Below are 16,549 nucleotides of genomic sequence, written 5' to 3' on the forward strand. Positions count from 1 at the left end.
AAAAACAGTCGATTCAGAAATCGGCTGTTTTTCTTTAGGGGCAATGTGTGTTTTTTGGTATTGCTAGTACAGACTGTTGTAGGGCTTCAGTGATGTGTGTTGTATCTCGCGCGGTGTATATACGGCCACCGCTTTCCTTTGCGATGCAATCCGATAGCCCACGGCCTGAAATATCCACGACATTGAATGTTAGTCTGGGTTGTTTTTCAGCAATCCGGGCAGCAACTTCACATTGGTTGCGGTCGCAGCCGTCTTCTCCGTCTAGGAAAGCAACCACAATCGCGTCACGATTTTTTCCATCGACCATGCTTGCAGCAGCCTCCAGGCTTGTGGCCAATGGTGTGCCACCATCAACTTCTAAATCCTCAATATACTGAAGCAGATCTGCGTGTTGTTTACCAAGAAACGGACCTTGGCGCGAAGGAGGAGCCGAGCAACTATTGAAAGTGACCAAGCTGATATCTTGATCTTCAGGGAGGCCCATAACCAAACTTCTTAGAGACTGTTTGGCTGTTTCTACTCGGCTAGGGCGGGAAAACAGAGATAAGACTCTCGCTTTGTCTACTTGTGAGAGAGTAGCTCTTTGCTGTTCGTTCAAGCTATAGAGCCAGTCTTCTTCTTTTATATCGACATTAATATTCAGTTCCATAGAAGCTGATGTGTCGAAGATAATGACTAGCTCGGGCGGTTGGGATGTCACAGTAAGTGGTGGGCATGTTAGCGCTATTGTATTCGTGGGTATTATGGGTGTTTTCCACCACCATACTATTGCAGCTAGCAAAGCGAGCAGCAACGCAATGAGCCACAAAGGCCAGAGTCTGCGCAGCCACGAGGCAGACGTGGCTGTGCTGATGGCCGCAGCAGGAACGACGACAGGGTTGGGCGGTATCGTCTGAGGGCCTGTCATGGAGCCTGTTGGCGGGGAGGTAGCCAGACCAGTATGCCAGTGCGTAATCAATGGCTTGCCATTGATCGAGTACAAATGGTCTGTATTAGCTATTTGAGGCAGATTTTGAAGCAGTGCAGCGTCTGTCGTCTTCCCTTGTTGTCGGCGGAGCGTATTGCCTAGCCGGTGAAGATCAGCCAGGGTGTTTTGGCATTGTGCCAACAGCTCTGCTTGAGCACGTTCATCTAAACTGCCATAAGGCTGTGGTTGCCCTTCCAGAGTTGTCCACCATTCGCGTAAGTCTCCGGCACCATTTCGAGGCAGGGCGAATAGCCTAAGCTCGTGCGATGGTAATAATCTGTGCAGGAGATCGATAGCTGGCTGGTGCTCTGAAATAGGCAAGCCGTGGACCGTATCACGAAAAACGCGCTGCATTAACCGCTCCGTTGACTAATAGTCCAAGCTTTTTTGCAGCATCACTACTTTTTTCTGCAAGGCGGCGAGTTCTTTTTGCTTTGCAGCGATGGCTTCTGGGTTACCCTGATTTGTTCCGATTTGCTGAGATTCTTTCAATTTTTTCTGCAGATCATTCAACTCATTTTGAACCTGCGCATTGTTGGCATGCTTGGCTTTTAATTGGTTCAGTAAGCGGCCCAGAGACGAATCCAACGCGGCCTGCTTTTTCTTTTGCTCGGATAGTTTTTGTCGGCTGGCAGCTTGGCGCTGGCTAATGTCTTCGTAGACTTGTCGGAACATCTGGTTTTCCTCTTGGGCAGAAACCAGCTCCTGTTCCTTCTGATCAATGCCTGCGCGGTAAGCACCTGATGTGTCACAACTGAATTTAGTGAGGAATCCGGCATCGCGGTTCGAGGGGTTGCACTGGCTGGGGGTGGTGGCGCAGCCGGCCAGACCGACAGCTAGCATCAGGGCTATCAGGGGGCGGTGGAGAGTCATGATTCTTTACCCCAGCGTGATAGCACTGCGCTGCATGTAGAGCTCGTCTACTTCAGTTTCCAGCGAGGCGACTTTTTGTTTCATTTTCGAAATTTCGCTGTCGATGTTTTTGACCTGCTTGGTATTACCACTTTCTTTTTCGGCTCTAGACACATCTTCGTATTGTTTAACTTTATTTTTCATGTTGTCGACGTCGGCACTCATGACTTCGATGTTTTTGTCGATCTGTGCTAGTTGTTGCTTGGCTTTGTCCTGATCCAGCTGCTTGGCTTTCATGTCCGATTGGATTTTATTCAGCGTGGTTTTGTTGTCGCTGATCACCTGCATAGCAGTATTGGTGCGCTCGATGACCTTTTGAGTATCAGCTTTGACGTCAGTGGTCATGGCGTTCAGACGCTCTCCTGTGTTGGCATATTGGCTACGGCGGTAATCCAGATAATAGTTGGCACCCATGGCAACGCCGCATGCTGCGATGCCGGCGACGATCGCGCAGGTGGCCTTATTGTTGGAGTTTGAAACCATGCAGGCCAGAATGCCGACGCCCGCACCGGCAGCACAGGCCTGAAAGCCAGATTTGCTGAAGAATTGGGCGTCATTTCCTGTTGTCAAGCGTGGATCAGCGGCGGGACCACTACTTAAAAGTGAGCTGCCTGTGCTGGCGCACCCGCTTAGGACAAGCAGCATAGCGATTAGGGCTCCCGAGGCCCAGCGGAGATAGGATGGTGCAGCGGTTGAGTAAGTAGTCATAATGGTTCCCCTCGTGTAGTCATTGAATTTATTGTTGAATTCTATGCGAAATCAGGATCCGGATTGGACTGCCTTGCAGTCTTTTAACCAGCGATCAGGATCACGTTTTTCTGTTTTCAAATAGCTGTGGGCATGCGCCCAGTAGGTTTGCAGATAGGGTACTAGCCCCTGGACGCGTTGGTCCTCATGGAGCATCTGTTCTTGGATAGGGACTTGCTGTTCAACTTGCTGCAGGCTGTAGACACGTCGGGCGCTCGCCATGGTGCTGGCATAGTAATTCCCTAGTTTTTGTAATCGGTCTTGCTGATCATCCAGACGTGCCTTGCGGGTTTGACAGATTTTTGCGTCGTTTTCATCGGCCTGTTCGCAGTTGATGCTGTAGTTTTTCTGCAGCAGGTCTACAAATAGACCATCGTCCTTTAGCTTGGTACACAGAAAGGCACCTAGGTTCAGATTGGCCCGGATTGCTTCATCGCGCGCGTTTTCATTTTCCTGGTTGCTGGCGCGCAATTGTTGTTCTAGTGTACGCAATTTTTTCTGTAATTCCTTGTCCTTGACTGAAGTGGTCAATGTGCTCAATCCTTGGACTGTATCAGGCTGGTCTGCGTCTTTGCCGCTCTGGTCTGTACCCAGTTTTTGCCAGCTTTGGTCGATGGCAGCCATCCGGTCTCTGGATGTTAGGGCTGGCGCCACCATGACTAAGCGCATACCAATGGTCTGGTTACGGTGTTCGCCTTGTTGGTCGTAATAAGGCACTTCCTTACGCGCGGCAGTACGGAATTCCGTGTCTGACACCAAATAGTTATCGCCTCGGACGATGAAGCCGCCAGCTTGCCCATGCAGACGGTTGATCTTGTTCAAGTGAAAAGGTTCAAACATCATTTCCGCTGCGTTCCCCAGCATGTCATGCAGGCCAAGAGGGTTGGGTTTGAGTAGGCCGATGGCTTGCAGCTTGCCACTGGCAGACTTACTGCCGGCAAACCATTCATAGCCTGAGAGGCCTTCTGACGGCATGGGGTAGGTGATATCTCGAAATTCGGCAGTACTGATTTTTTGGCCTCCGCGTGCCGCAAATTCCCATTCGATTTCCGTTGGCAGACGCACGAAGCCGGGGACTTTGTCTTCGTGCGGGATTTGTTCCAGAGCGTGCTGGTGCAGCCATAAGTTATAGCGGTTGCCTAGCGCGATGGCTTCGAACCAGCTGATGTTGGTCTGCGGCGTGCGTAGTATTTTGCTCGTTGGCTTGGGGCAGTCAGTTTCCTGGCTCAATGCTTGGTATTGTATTTGGTTGAGTTCATATTTGGCGATCAAGTAGTATCGCTGCTGAGCGGATTTACCCTCTTCTGTAAAACTGCCAGCGATGAAAGCCGGTCGGGATTGCTCGATATAGCCCCATTCTGGGCTTTCCTGGCCGATTTCGATCGGGTAGTCCTTCAGCGGCTCAGCAAAAGGGACTGTCACTTTACGAAAGGCCATAAAGCCATCGCAGGGCATGGGCAGGATGACATCATCCTCCAGGGGCTTGGGGTTGTACATTTGTGGCGGCCAGGGCTCCGCCTGGCTGACGGCACATAGAACGGCCAGCAGCATTCCCGCTGAAAGAGATGATTTATAGTTCACGCAGACTCTCCGCAGGTTGGACGCTGATGGCGCGGACAGCACCAATCAGTGAGGCGATCAGGGCAACGGTCCAGGTTAAACCTAGGCCTGTCAGGACATGAGTGATGGTGATTTCACAAATGAAGCCATCGGTGGCTTGGGCTTGACCCAGCAGCGTATCGAAAGCCAAACTGCCGATGGCATAGACACCCAGGCCGCATAGAAATGCCAGCGTAGTCAGGGACCATGCCTGTGTCAGGACGAACCCAATAATGGCGGTTTTCTGAAAGCCCAACAGCCGCAGTACCGCCAGCTCTTTGCGTTTGCGGTCAATGTTGGCGATGAATGCCCCTGTCAATGAGGCAAGGCAGCCGGCGACTGCAGTAAGGGCAATGACGCTGAAGATCAGCCCGAGAACTTGGTTGATTGCCTTGATGTTATTGATTTCATGCAGTCGACTGGTGGTTTCGATCCGCTGGGTGTTCAACCAGGCTTCCAGTGGGGCAACCTTATCTAGGTCGTACGCATAGACTCGCGCGCGCGCAAATTGGATTTCCTGCGTGGGGCTTGGCTCGCCTGTCAGTATCCCTAGCAGAGGTGCCTGGTATCCGTCGAAGAAACGTTCCAAGGCAATCTGTAATGACATGGGAACCAGCACCAGCGGGCGCCGACTAAAGGATGGGTCCAGAATAGCGGCGACACGTACCGCCATATTGCCGTGTTCACGTGTGCCTTGGCGTTTGCGTTGTACTTTGAGACGTACCATATCACCAGGTTGGACCTGCAGTTGAGTCGCAAGTTTTTCGCTTAAGGCGATGTCATTGTCAATCAGGCCTTGAGCGAGCTGTGGCAGCAGAGGGTCGCCAGCGGCCGAGGGAAGAATTTCTATATTCGAGGCAAAATGCGTGCGGTCTTTCAGGATGTCGGCGACCGCGCTCAGGGAGCGCGTCTGTCCAACAATGAAACCGACATCTGCGCGTTGCGCGAGTGTCGCCAGCCAGTCGGAGGACAGACTGCCATTACCCAGCATGCGGATTTCAAGGTTGATTGGGTCGCGCAGCAAGGCGGATTGCATCTGGCTGACGACACCGTGTTTGAGGCCAAACAGCAGCAACAGGGGGGCGATGACTGCGACCAGCGAGGCGATCAGGTATAAGGATAGCTTGTAGTCATGGCGTAAATCATGCCAAGCAAGCTTGGCGATCAACGGAGATGCACTCATGTCACAGTGTCCTCCGTGAAGCGGGTCGGCGTCTGGGGGGTGTCTCCTCTTGGTTGAGCATGTAGGCGGCGCAACCCGAAACGATTCACAAGTTGCCAGTCGTGGGAAACGATCAGGGCCGCGATGTTCATGGAGCAGACGAGATCCAGGATTAATCGAAACAAATCATTTGCGCGGCCTGGATCCAGGGCAGCCGTCGGTTCATCGGCCAGCAGCAGGCTGGGCCCATGAGCAATCGCGCGCACGAAGGCTACGCGCTGTCGCTCGCCAATCGACAAGGCTTGCGGCTTGGCGTCCATTCGGCCTGATAAGCCTAGTGTTTCGATGGCTTCCTGTTCCTGGGGGCTGCTTGTCTGTTGACCGATCAAGCGTCGAGATAGGGCGATATTGTCTTTGACAGATAAATAGGGCAGCAAGCCGCCGTTTTGTAACACGAAACCCAAATGGCGGGAACGGATTGCCGCCAGTCGACGTTCGTCGCGTTCTTCCAGTAGAGCTTTTATGGATCCGGCTGCTCCCAAGTGGTAACGTTGCAGTCGCCAAGGAGCCAGCAGCAAGCCGATGCTTTCGAGCAGCGTGCTTTTGCCACAGCCGCTTTCCCCTGTGATTGCTACTACCTCGCCCTTGTTCAAATGCAAACGGGGCAGTTCGACATGGTAGGCATTTGGCGCGCTGCCGCGCCGCACATGTAACCCCTCTATCTCCAGCAGTGGCATTACGGCATGGCCTCCAGGGGAACCGGATAGACGTTATCGCGTGCATCACTGCCCGTCGTGAGCGACACCCAGCGGTCTACGTCTTCGTTGTATCGTTGGTACAGCCGAAGTTTCGAGTTAAGGGTACGGATGAATTTTTCCTGGCTTGAAACATCCCAGTTTTTCCAGGTGTCTTCGTCCAGGCTCAATACGTCACTGTGATAGGGCAAGCCTTCCATGTATTCGCCCATAACACCCAGATCCTTGAGTGTGGATGTTGAGTTCTGCTGGAGTTGGTTGGGATCGGCCCCCATGGTTGCCGCGACAGAGCGCAGGCGGGCAAACATATCAGCAGGTGAGATCAGGCCTTCGTTGGCCGCTTGAAGAACCTTGCGGACTACATCGTTTAAGTCGCTAAGCTGCGCTTTGGTCAGCAATACGCGTACATCCGTGGTGGCAATGTTTTGCTTGATTAGATCGCGATCTGATATCCATGCCTGAAACACAGGTGGGGCGGCTGTGCCTGTTGTCGAGCCGAGATAGGCCAGCCTCATTGCATGCCCGATTAATGCGCTGTCCTGTAGCATGGGGTCTTGAGCAGCAGCGTTGTCATCATCCTGTGCGTTGGATGCGCTGCCAATGGCGTCATCGCCGCTGTAGGCCGCCTTGACCTGGGTTGTGATGGCAGTGGCCAACGCGTCAACTTTGGCTCCAAATTCGTTGACATCGCCTGCGTTGACTGGGTAATACAGCGTGGTGTTCGTGCCCGCGTAGGTGGACAGATCTCGATATTGGCTTTCAGCGCGGGCATGATCTTTTTTGCCTGCGTTGGATTTCAAGTGCAGGGTATAGATAGCGATGCCGGGACGACCTGCTTCGAGCCGTACTTGACTGGCATCTAGCCCAGTGGACGACAGCGTGTTGTTGCCGTCAATAGCACTGGCGTCGGTGATCAGGACAATATAGCGGGCTCCAAAATTATGCCAATCTATGTTGTCGATGGCCGTCATGACGCCGGCATAGGCATCTTCGGCATAGAGTTTGCTGGAAACTGATGCCTGCTTTAGGCTGGCGACTTTGGCAAGAAAATCCTGACCATCCTTGACTGTATTGGGGTCGGCATACATTTTGCTGACGTACTGCAGGCCGGATACTGCTTGGGTGCTGGATCGGAAGGCGACAAGGCCGAATTTGACCTGTTGGCCCAAATGTTCGGCTTCGATCGTTTGGTAGATCTTGCGTACGGCTTCGCGCGTGCGATCGATATAGGGATCCATTGAAATCGTCGAATCAATCACGAACACGACGGCAGCGGTGAATTCCTTCATGCGGCGCGTGGTGTCAGCGGTTGCATTGCTCGCATTGTGTCCGTCGGGGGGCTGCGGGGCTTCGCTGACCGAGGCAACATTTAGCAGGCGCATGCGAAAGCCTTCCTCCGTCATGACCTCTTCGCCGCTCAGGATAGGTAAAAGGTAAAATTGTTTCTGTAAATCGATGAAGGTCTCTGGCTCTTGTGCCAGGATTTCATCCGTGGTTTTTTGGTGCTTGAGCTTGTTGCGTAGAGGAGCAATTTGGGTGACTGGGTCTGGTGCATCCATGATGGATTCCAGTGCTGTTCGATCTTTGAAGAACAGCAGCCGATCGCGATTAGCAGGATTTGTAAAAGCCAGGGTCAGCTGTATTTTCCAGTCCACTGTGCAGTTCGCCTTCATCCAGCCGATGGTTTTTCCAAAGGTATCCGGCCCGATCCGCAGCCAATCCTGCTGCTGTGACTGTTGTCGCTCATAGATGTAGAAGCGGCTGAATGCAGGCTGAGCCGTGCCTTGAGCCTCGCCCGGCGCCGTGACGAGTTGGCAGCCTGGCGTAGTCAGCACGCGTTGATATAGGGTTTTTTTACCCTCTTGCAATAAAGGTTTGTCGGCAGCCTGAGCCAGGCCGCAGCAGACGCTCAAGGCCAGCAGCAGTCCGGTGCGGGCCAGTATATTGACGCTCATTGCGAAAGCTCCTGCAGACGCTCTTTGGCCTGCGCGTTATCCGGCTCCACTGCCAGTACGGCTTCATACCAGTAGGCAGCGATGGATGGATCGGACTCCTTGAAGCAGGTGTTGTTTTGGTGGAATTTCGGATCGTATTCGCGCGCATAGGCCAGGGCGATCCGGCTGTCGCCGGATTGACCGCGATTGGCATATAAGCGTTGGGCGATGCCGCATTGACCTGCTGCCTTAGCTTGCGAAATGGTGCTCAATAAAACATCAGAGCTGGCGTCAGAGGTTGCGCATGTTTTTACGAAGGTCAGCTCATTGGGTGGTTGGTAGCCCGCCAGATCGCAAGGGCTGATCGGTGCGGCAGCGATCGGTGGAGTGTCGGTTGTCGTTGGTTCAGCGGCAGCAGGTGGGGTATTGGCTGCTGTGGGCTCGGGAGGTTCGACGGCGACAGAAGAGGGAGGCGCCGTATCGCTTGAGTGATTGCGTTGTGACCACCACCAGTACGCGCCTGCAGCGATCAGGATCAGGATCAGGAGTAACACGCCATACAGCAGGGCGCTGTGTGTCGGTTTTTGGGGTTGTGGTGCTGGCGGCGGACTCGGTTCGGCAATTGGAGCGGCTGGAGCACTGAGCTCTGTGGCGGGGTCGGGGATTGTCTCTGACAGAGGTATCTGTAGTCGGCCGAAAGCGTAGGTGGAGACGGTTTCCCCGCTGGCTGTCGAGCCTAGCAGATTGCGGTCGCACCGTAGGACATTTTCTTCTTGATGGCCGTCCGAGTCCTGCATTTCGACTTTGAAAGTGGAAGTGACACTAATAGCCAGTAAAGGGTCTACGACTTGGGGGCCTACGGGTACTGATAGCAGGTCTTCATGAGAATCTAGTTGATCAATAATGAACCAGTATGGCGGTGAGTTCCATGAGCTGTCTGCCTGCAGATAGTAGTGGTCCTGGTTGCGCTGGATAGTGAGCTTTAGGTCCGTGCTGGCGCCACTCCATTTGCGAATGCAAAGCAACGCTTCGCCCGGCAGGTTGCGTTCGGTCGGGTCCAGGTTAAGCTGCATTTGAGACTCCTGGTATGGGAAAGGTATTGATGACCTGGGCCAGGGTTGCGTTCTGTGCGACGCTGATTTCACTGCCGGCGGTATGGCCCGCATTTTCGATGATGGCGCTGTATAGCGCCGAGAGCCAACTCTGTGTAAAGACTTTGCTCTGGTCTAATGCCTGTGGGGGTAGGGTGGGCAATTGGCCGGTAGGGATCACCGGTAGTGGGATAAAGGCCTTCTGCCCGGAGACCCACAGGTTGCTGGGTTGACGATCTTCCGGCAGGCTGGTACTCCCTAGGTTAGCTAGAAAATCGCCCAACAACAGATAGGCAGCCAGTGCGCGGCGCGCGGCCAATTGATCTCGCCGCGTGCCGCTTTGAGCGCGTTGCAGGAAGATGCTTTGCAGCTTGTCTTCAATGTTCAGGCGACTGGCGATGGTGATGATCTCGTCAACAAGGTCGTCAGCTACGGGTTTGGATAGCCTCGCTAGATGGAGTTGAGCGTTGCGTTGAGGGAACTGGCGCAGATGGCTGATCCAGGACCGGAATACTAGGTGTGCGTATTGGTGGTCCAGGCTTTGCCGTTCGGGGGGGGGGGGACGCTGCTGGAGCAGTGGCAAAAGGAGAGGCCAGATCAGAAGGTGTACTGGCAAATGGGTTGTTCAAGCCTTGTTCAAGCTTATTAGCGTGCCCAACTGACGCTGTGTCTCGTGCGCTTTGGGTATCTTCTGGATTGGTCTGGGTGTCTGGTTCCTGGGCACCATTCAAGTAAATTTCGCGCAGTGTTTGTTCCTCGGGCTTAAGCGCGAGCAACAGTTCAGACAAAGCTGGAATCTGCAGCAGAGCTTCAACCAAAGCCTGAGCCTTTTTTTGTTGTTTTTCCCCGGCGTTTGCGCCGCCTTGGTGTAGCCAGGAACCAAGCTTCTTGGTGACCAGTTCGTCCAGGATCGCATGCAATTGTTCTTCAAGACGATCCAGTTTGAAGTCGAGTGGTGCGATTTTTTCTAAATGATCGCTCAGGCGGCTTAGGCCGCCGTCATTGAGTGTCATCAAGGCTTCCCATGCTTTGGTGGGCGATCCTATGTGGCGCTGGATGGAAGGGTTTTCTTGGTAAGCGATTGCTGCGGTTTGCAGGCGCTCTTTGAAGCCCTCCCGAATGCCGGTTTCATACTGATCCTTGTCTTCATCCAGGAAAGAGGCCCCCATCCCTGGTTTGCGCAATAGGAAAGTATTGTTGAATGGCGTATCTGGCATCCACTGGTGTAGCCAATCGAATTGCTTAAAACGCTCGGCCATACTCATTTTGATTAAGCCATCCCAGCTTTCGGGCAGAGTATTGGCGGCTAGCTTCACAACGTCTTGCAAGCGAAGATCCATCATGGTGATGGCCCACATCAGGCCAGGCGTGCGCTGGCTGCGCTCTGTGGCGTCTAGTCCCTGGGTTTTCTCGATCCATCGAGTCAGCACTGGACCAACATCGTTGACATCGCTTTGCTTGATAGCGCTGGTGCACAGGACTAGACCGTTCATCTCCTGGTCGTCGGTGTAGCGTTCGAACAGGTAAGAGACTTTGCTGCGCAGGATTAATTCGGAGATTGGGTTGCTGCCGTCCTGGCTCGCCGAGGCGATGTCGATGATCCTCAAGCGTCCACGGTAGCCAGGGAAGTCAAGTAGATCGACAGCCTGGGCCGCTGAGCGAGTTGGTTCATTAATCAGAGGAAAAGTCAGCTCAGCGGTTAATGCGGCCAGTTGGGCAGTCGGGACTGAGATGGGACGGCCATGTGATTCTTCGCTGGATTCAGATACGAGAACAGGAAGCACCTGGATAGACGTGTCATGCGCTTGCCCTAGATTTTCCAGAGTGTCTACGTTCATGATGCTATCGGTTTGGCGGTATCCATTATTGCCGTCAGGCTGGACCAATGCAGATAGTGGGGCGTAAATCCGTTCAGCGTGCCCCAATTTATTCAGTGTATTGGCTAAGTCGCGGTAGGCTTGGGTAAGCGTAGTTTGCTCGCCCCACAAGATCGAGAACAGAGTAGCGCGATCGTTGCTGTTTAGTCTGGGCGCCAGATAGAAAGCCTGCGGCCAATAGCCTGTTTCCAGCGCAGCCACCTGATTTCGATAATTGTTACGGACGTAGTCGTACAGTTCTACCACGTTGTCAGTGTCCACCCCACTGGTGGTTTCTGAGGGCTGGGTGTTCTTGTCTTCGACTTTCGCCAGCAGGGCTCGGATACGATTCTCATCGATGCTGTAATTAACCCGAGTTTGGTCGAAATCGTTGAAATAGGCATTCGTGAAGAGCTTGGCCAGTTCGATTTCGCGAAATAGCTGTAATTCGATGGGGTAGCCATCTGGGCCAGTCTGGGCAGTGGGGCTGAATCGGGTGACTAAGCCGGTGGCTTCCTTCCCCCCACCGGGCGGATTTACGTGATCGATAAAATTGATTTTTTGGCCGCCGTAATTGGTCATCAAATGACCATCGGCACCTGCCGCCAGAGCAGAAATCAGATAGGATTTTCCGGCCTGGGACAGTCCGAAGAAACCGACGGTCATGGGGCGTGTGGCTACGCGGCGCAAGGTGCGAGCCTGGTTACGAGCCTGGCGCAGCCGTAGGTTCAAGCTGTCTGCTTCGCTTTCCAGCCTTGGTGTGTTCTTGCTGCGAGTTTGAGCTATCCAATCCAATGCTTGGCCTGCGCCCTGGTGGACGGCTGCCCATTGATCACGGATTTTATTTTGTCGGTTTGTCATTTGTTTCATACTCGTTTGACGCTCCCGCTATCTAGCCAGTATTTGTTGTTACCTAATCCGGCGCCCAGCATGGTGTTTAATTCCAAAGTAATGAGTCGCTTCATGTCCTCACCATCTTTAGAGGTGGCGCTGGCGATTTCCAGGCGATCACTGATTAGGCCTGTGGCGGCCAGTTTTTTGGCGCTTTGGGGTTTGACCCTGAGCGCTACGCGCAGTACTAGCGACTGCCCCGATTGGGCATAGGTTTTGCGGCCTTTATCTGTATATTTCAGGTTATAGAGCGGTGAGGCTGACCAGCGTTCTAGCGATAATTGGCGGAAACCCAGGCGAATATCACCGCGCATCTCGATGGCAGGGCCAGTGTCTGTGTATTCTGGTAGTTGGATGCAGTTGCTGTCAGTGTCTACTAGAATATTTTCATAGGCCAAATCGGCATCTTTGATGATGTTGTTGCTATCAATAATTCCGAGATGTCGCAGGGTCGAGTAAGGCTTGAGTTCCGAAGTTTGAAAATAAAAATTGGGTAGGCGAGAATTTTCACATAACCAACACAGCATGGCGCCCACGGATGCGGTGCTTTTTGGGTCCTGGATTCTGCCATTGACATGGAAGGGAAACCAACTGCCGCTACGGTAATGTTGTAGTGGCAAGATGCGGCTGGGAACGAGCGGCATAAGTTTGCGCACGAACAGGGGGATGCCTGGCAAGCTGGATGGACGGCCTGTTAGCAGCAAAATATCGCACTGGTAAAGGTGCACGACTTCGCAAAGCGCCGTCAATGTTTTGCACAGGTTGAATCTTTCCAAGAAGAAAGCTTCATGCACTGCCGCGAGATTTATGGTTAGTTGGACATCACTCAGTTCAAAAGCACCTGCTCGCCCGCAGGCCCTAGAAACTGCTGTATTAATGAAATCTCGTACAGATGGGCTGATCACCTGGTCGCCGAGCCATTCTTGGTAGCTTAGGGTCTGGCTCTGGGTGGGGGTGTCTGGATCGTAAACCTCGTAGTCTTTCAGCAGGCGCAAGGCCAGAGGCGTGAAGACTTGCAGGTTTAATTGTTGGCGTAATACGCTATCTTGCACACTAACACTGTCGCTGCCGCAAAGTCTGGACATCAGAGGGCCAGGATCCTCAATGTTGGCTTGCTTCAGTGCTTGTTCCAAACTGGGCAGAATAAATAATTGGATGACGTCTAGTAGTATGTCATCGCCAGCCACCTTGAAGCCATCCCGGAAGCGCTGCTCAGGGACGATGAATACATTGCTGCCCGAATTTTGGCCGCCATTCAGGCGGTAGTCGGTAATGACGAGGTCCGTGGTTCCGCCGCCAATATCGATGGTGCCGACTGTGATGCGATCTCGCTGGGGCTTGTCCGCCTGAGCCAGATCGGCAAAGAACTCTTCGGGGTGCCCGGCATAGTTTTCGCAGATCTCGGTGTATAGATAGACCATCTGTCCACACGAGGCCTCATCCCATTTCATGATGATGTCTGGGATTTGAACCTCGTTTTCGAGCTGGAAGGTTCCTGGTTCTAGGTCGCCATCAATCCACCCCAGACTGGCCCAAACGAGATTGCGGGCCTGCACCACGCGTTCATGGAATAGGCTGCGTTCGGCTTGAGGCATGCCCGGCGGTACGGTCAGGATGATCTTGCGTAAGCATCGGGGGGTACGTGCGTGTCCTTGGCGCGAACGTTGCCCCGGACTATTGATCTGCGATAAAGCTTGGGTCAGGACTTCAGCCAGCATGAAGGTCATTAGAGAACTGCGCGAGTATTTTGGTGAAAATACTGGCATGCGTTCGTCTTCTTCCAGAGTATAGAGAGCCTCTCCCAGGTCGTTGATCAGCGTGGAAAATGGTGCTGCTGTTGCTAGGGGTTCGTTTTCTGAAGCCACATAAGCGGTGTTACACCGCCAACCATGGTCGTATGCTTTTTCATCCCAGAGATAGCGCTTCGGGCTGGATAGTCCAGTGGATCCTTCCGTGCCGATACGCCGTGCCGCTAGCCGTGCTGCTTCGCCGCCCACGCGAGCAATGGTGGGCCACTGAAAGGCGTCATGGCGTCCGCTTTTGACCGATAGATGATCTTTCCCAAACGATGCCTGGGAAAATTCCACACTGCTTTGAAAAGCTTCACCATATACTTGGTCGGGGTGACCTAGATCGCGTAGCTGCAGGATGTAGTTCTGCTGCAAGCCAGAGCCGGATTGGGCGTGATCTTCGATCAAGATGCCACAAGTACGTGAATTACCCACATCCAGAATCAGATCGACGCTGATGGGTTTGTTGCCATGGCCACCTTGCTTGTCTATCACTTTGATATTGGGAATATCGATTTTGGCTTGAGCCTCGCTTTCACGAGAGATTGCGGTGCAGCTCATGAGGCTGAGAAAATTCAGGTAGTGCGCTAGATGTAGCAAATCCTTGATATCAGCGTTGATCTCATCCAGTGGCTTGCGGCCAATGCGTTCACGGTAGGTTTCCTGCAACCACTCTGATACCCAGTCTTGAGACAGGAACCAGCATATTTCCTGGCAGGTGAATGCAATGCGAAACAGGGAGCCTGATCGGAGGTCTTCCTCATTGGGTGCCAAATAGGCAGCCCCCTTGGCCGAGGGCATCAGTCGGGTGTCAAACGCTAGCGTCAGGCGGTGGGTGTGGCCCTGGATATCGGGTTCAGATAAAGCAATTAGGCGGGCGCGTGCCCAGTTACATGGACCTTCTTCGAAGCGGGCCGGGTGTGTGAAGCGGAAAAATGGCAGGGGTAACCAAAGACCATCCAGCAAGGCGAGGCTACTTTTCATCGAAGTATCCAGATCATCCAGGGGTTTGATGGTTTGGACTTCGCCAGGGATGGGTTCGTAGAAGTAGTAATCTCTGTCAGCGTTGTGGAAGAGCCGGGTCAACTGCTTATCGGATAGCCGAGCAAACTGCCCGGAGGGTTCCTTGCGGATATCCAGGGATAAGGCAAAATCCATGAACTGTAGGCCTGTGTCAGCGACCAGGCTAATTTCACTTTCGTAACGCGGAATCTCGGGGTACATGTCAAACCTACTCTGGGTGTATGCGGGGGCTGAGCCTCAGTTTTTCGCTTGGCGCATGTTTAGCGGGAATTGCATGTTGCCGTAGTTTCCAGTGCAATCCGCCGAGGTCGTGGCGCCAGGTTTGCACAGGATTTCGGGCAATTCATACTGGCCACCGTCTGAGCAGTGAGCCTGCCCGTCCGGGGTGATCTGCAGAGCGCCCGACTGCATGGCTGCTGAGACTGGGCCTTGGCAGGACGCGTTACCGCGCGTCACCGTTACTTGGCCCTGACCGTCCTGAAATTGGTATTCCAGCCGAAGAGGCTTTCCTGTCTGTGTATCCTGAATGCCGGCACCGGCACGCCACCGACCATTGAGAAAGTTGGCGGGCCCATTGGACAGATTGGGCGGCAAACTGAGAGCATCCAGCGGGGGAGTGCCAGTCGCAAGAGGCGCGGCAGCATCAAGAGGCGGCGGTAGTAGGACGGCATCATCTTCAGGCGCCTGGGGCTTGTTGGCTAATGGATCGGGGCTTGTGTCATCTGTTGTAGTGTCTGGCAGGGGGGGCGGATTGACGTCTTGCGCAGGCAATGTTGTATCTGGCACAGCGACGTCTGGGGGGGGCTGTGAAGGGGCAAGATTGCTTGGGTGTGTGTCAGACAGAGGTGGTAATACTCTGTTGGGCAAGAGCAGGTTGGGGTCCGAGACGCCCGTCGCGTTGGATACGGGTGCTTGTGTGGTGGGCAGTCTGTGCGTTGGAGTCGTAAATGGTAGCCACGAAGGCCATCCTGAGCTGCCTAGCGATGGGAGAAATCCAGTAGGTGTGCAGGCTCTGAGCCCCAACAATAAAACCAGCAGCAAGGGCAGTAGCAGTAGCCACCACCAGAGTCTCCACCAAGGACTGTCAGCTACGACCACGGTTGTTGCGAGGGGGGCCTCAGGGGAGGGTGTCATTAATGGGGGCGCAACCAATGGAGGGGCTGCCGGGACGGGGGCGGGCGGTGGTGGATAGAGGCACAGCAATGGGTTGCGCTTCCGATCTGATTCTATGTGATCAAACCCCCAGAAAGTGACAACAGGCAAGCCATCCACTAGGTAGATGTAGGATTCGTCGGGGAAGTACGGTACACGGTTCAGGAGCTTGGCAAATAGCGTGGCGTCGCTGTCGGGGGTTTCTGTATTCGAGGCCAACAGTCGGGCGCTGACTGTCCGCAGTCCGGCCATGAGGGCTTCCATCTGGGTACGAGCCGGGATGCGCTCATCTTCAGTGGATGCCGACCAGGGGATGACTGGTCCAGGTGTGGGCGCATACCAGTCGATGCGGTCGCCCGCCTGATTGATTTGCGGGATTGCAAGGTGAGCCACCAGATCTGGGCTTTTGCGGCGCACGGCATCACGTAGCTGTATAGCTACCCGGTAGACAGGAGTTCCGACCTCACCAAGAGCATCAAGGTTTTCAATCTGCTCGCTACGAAGTAAAGCCCCTCGCATATGGACCTCAGTTGCCAATGTGTTATTAAAAGAAAGCGATGCGTAATACTAACATTTTGAATTGGATTGAAAAAATTGAGTAGGTGGTTGATCGCTGAGCTATTTGCTGAGGATGAGGAAGGACGGATTTTCTCGTGATGCTACTAAGGGT

Annotated in this window: 12 protein-coding genes; all 12 read right to left on the minus strand. The window is 53.7% G+C overall.

The features are described 5' to 3' along the window. Window positions 1–34 precede the first annotated feature (34 nt). The 12 genes from VDP81_RS10055 to VDP81_RS15365 all read right to left on the minus strand — a co-directional run bounded on the left by VDP81_RS10055 (window position 35) and on the right by VDP81_RS15365 (window position 16,398). Window positions 35–649, minus strand: coding sequence for a vWA domain-containing protein (locus VDP81_RS10055; RefSeq protein WP_323012206.1), 615 nt, complete (start codon window positions 647–649; stop codon window positions 35–37). 687 nt (window positions 650–1,336) lie between these two features. Next, window positions 1,337–1,840, minus strand: coding sequence for a hypothetical protein (locus VDP81_RS10060; RefSeq protein WP_323012207.1), 504 nt, complete (start codon window positions 1,838–1,840; stop codon window positions 1,337–1,339). A 6-nt stretch (window positions 1,841–1,846) separates the two neighbouring features. Next, window positions 1,847–2,587 (minus strand): hypothetical protein, encoded by a 741-nt coding sequence (locus VDP81_RS10065; protein WP_323012208.1) that lies wholly within the window; start codon window positions 2,585–2,587, stop codon window positions 1,847–1,849. Between the two features lie 51 nt (window positions 2,588–2,638). Continuing rightward, window positions 2,639–4,207 (minus strand): formylglycine-generating enzyme family protein, encoded by a 1,569-nt coding sequence (locus tag VDP81_RS10070; RefSeq protein ID WP_323012209.1) that lies wholly within the window; start codon window positions 4,205–4,207, stop codon window positions 2,639–2,641. Continuing rightward, entirely contained in the window at window positions 4,197–5,408 is a 1,212-nt protein-coding gene (locus VDP81_RS10075) for an ABC transporter permease (RefSeq protein ID WP_323012210.1), read from the minus strand. The genes VDP81_RS10070 and VDP81_RS10075 overlap by 11 nt, the downstream gene beginning before the upstream one ends. Further along, a complete protein-coding gene (locus VDP81_RS10080; RefSeq protein WP_323012211.1) occupies window positions 5,405–6,124 on the minus strand; it encodes an ABC transporter ATP-binding protein in 720 nt (239 codons plus the stop codon). Before VDP81_RS10080 ends, VDP81_RS10075 begins: the two co-directional genes overlap by 4 nt. Next, on the minus strand, window positions 6,124–8,010 hold the full coding sequence (locus VDP81_RS10085; protein WP_323012212.1) for a vWA domain-containing protein: 1,887 nt from the start codon (window positions 8,008–8,010) through the stop codon (window positions 6,124–6,126). The genes VDP81_RS10080 and VDP81_RS10085 overlap by 1 nt, the downstream gene beginning before the upstream one ends. A gap of 83 nt (window positions 8,011–8,093) precedes the next feature. Further along, entirely contained in the window at window positions 8,094–9,149 is a 1,056-nt protein-coding gene (locus tag VDP81_RS10090) for a hypothetical protein (protein WP_323012213.1), read from the minus strand. Next, window positions 9,139–9,705, minus strand: coding sequence for a virulence factor SrfC family protein (locus VDP81_RS10095; protein WP_323012419.1), 567 nt, complete (start codon window positions 9,703–9,705; stop codon window positions 9,139–9,141). The genes VDP81_RS10090 and VDP81_RS10095 overlap by 11 nt, the downstream gene beginning before the upstream one ends. Then, complete coding sequence (locus VDP81_RS10100; RefSeq protein ID WP_323012214.1) at window positions 9,593–11,893, minus strand: virulence factor SrfC family protein; 2,301 nt, start codon at window positions 11,891–11,893, stop codon at window positions 9,593–9,595. The genes VDP81_RS10095 and VDP81_RS10100 overlap by 113 nt, the downstream gene beginning before the upstream one ends. Next, window positions 11,890–14,928, minus strand: a complete 3,039-nt coding sequence (locus VDP81_RS10105) for a virulence factor SrfB (protein ID WP_323012215.1) — start codon at window positions 14,926–14,928, stop codon at window positions 11,890–11,892. The genes VDP81_RS10100 and VDP81_RS10105 overlap by 4 nt, the downstream gene beginning before the upstream one ends. A gap of 36 nt (window positions 14,929–14,964) precedes the next feature. Further along, the gene (locus VDP81_RS15365; protein ID WP_416233229.1) at window positions 14,965–16,398 is read right to left on the minus strand and encodes an SrfA family protein; all 1,434 of its coding nucleotides are present in this window, start codon (window positions 16,396–16,398) and stop codon (window positions 14,965–14,967) included. Window positions 16,399–16,549 lie beyond the last annotated feature (151 nt).

Source organism: Castellaniella sp. (genome assembly GCF_034675845.1).
Taxonomy (GTDB): Bacteria; Pseudomonadota; Gammaproteobacteria; order Burkholderiales; family Burkholderiaceae_B; genus Castellaniella.

Bases quoted from the DNA above. Each gene is read 5' to 3' on its own strand.
- VDP81_RS10055 (WP_323012206.1), bottom strand. From the start codon at position 649: ATGGAACTGAATATTAATGTCGATATAAAAGAAGAAGACTGGCTCTAT.
- VDP81_RS10060 (WP_323012207.1), bottom strand. From the start codon at position 1,840: ATGACTCTCCACCGCCCCCTGATAGCCCTGATGCTAGCTGTCGGTCTG.
- VDP81_RS10065 (WP_323012208.1), bottom strand. From the start codon at position 2,587: ATGACTACTTACTCAACCGCTGCACCATCCTATCTCCGCTGGGCCTCG.
- VDP81_RS10075 (WP_323012210.1), bottom strand. From the start codon at position 5,408: ATGAGTGCATCTCCGTTGATCGCCAAGCTTGCTTGGCATGATTTACGC.
- VDP81_RS10080 (WP_323012211.1), bottom strand. From the start codon at position 6,124: ATGCCACTGCTGGAGATAGAGGGGTTACATGTGCGGCGCGGCAGCGCG.
- VDP81_RS10090 (WP_323012213.1), bottom strand. From the start codon at position 9,149: ATGCAGCTTAACCTGGACCCGACCGAACGCAACCTGCCGGGCGAAGCG.
- VDP81_RS10100 (WP_323012214.1), bottom strand. From the start codon at position 11,893: ATGAAACAAATGACAAACCGACAAAATAAAATCCGTGATCAATGGGCA.
- VDP81_RS10105 (WP_323012215.1), bottom strand. From the start codon at position 14,928: ATGTACCCCGAGATTCCGCGTTACGAAAGTGAAATTAGCCTGGTCGCT.
- VDP81_RS15365 (WP_416233229.1), bottom strand. From the start codon at position 16,398: ATGCGAGGGGCTTTACTTCGTAGCGAGCAGATTGAAAACCTTGATGCT.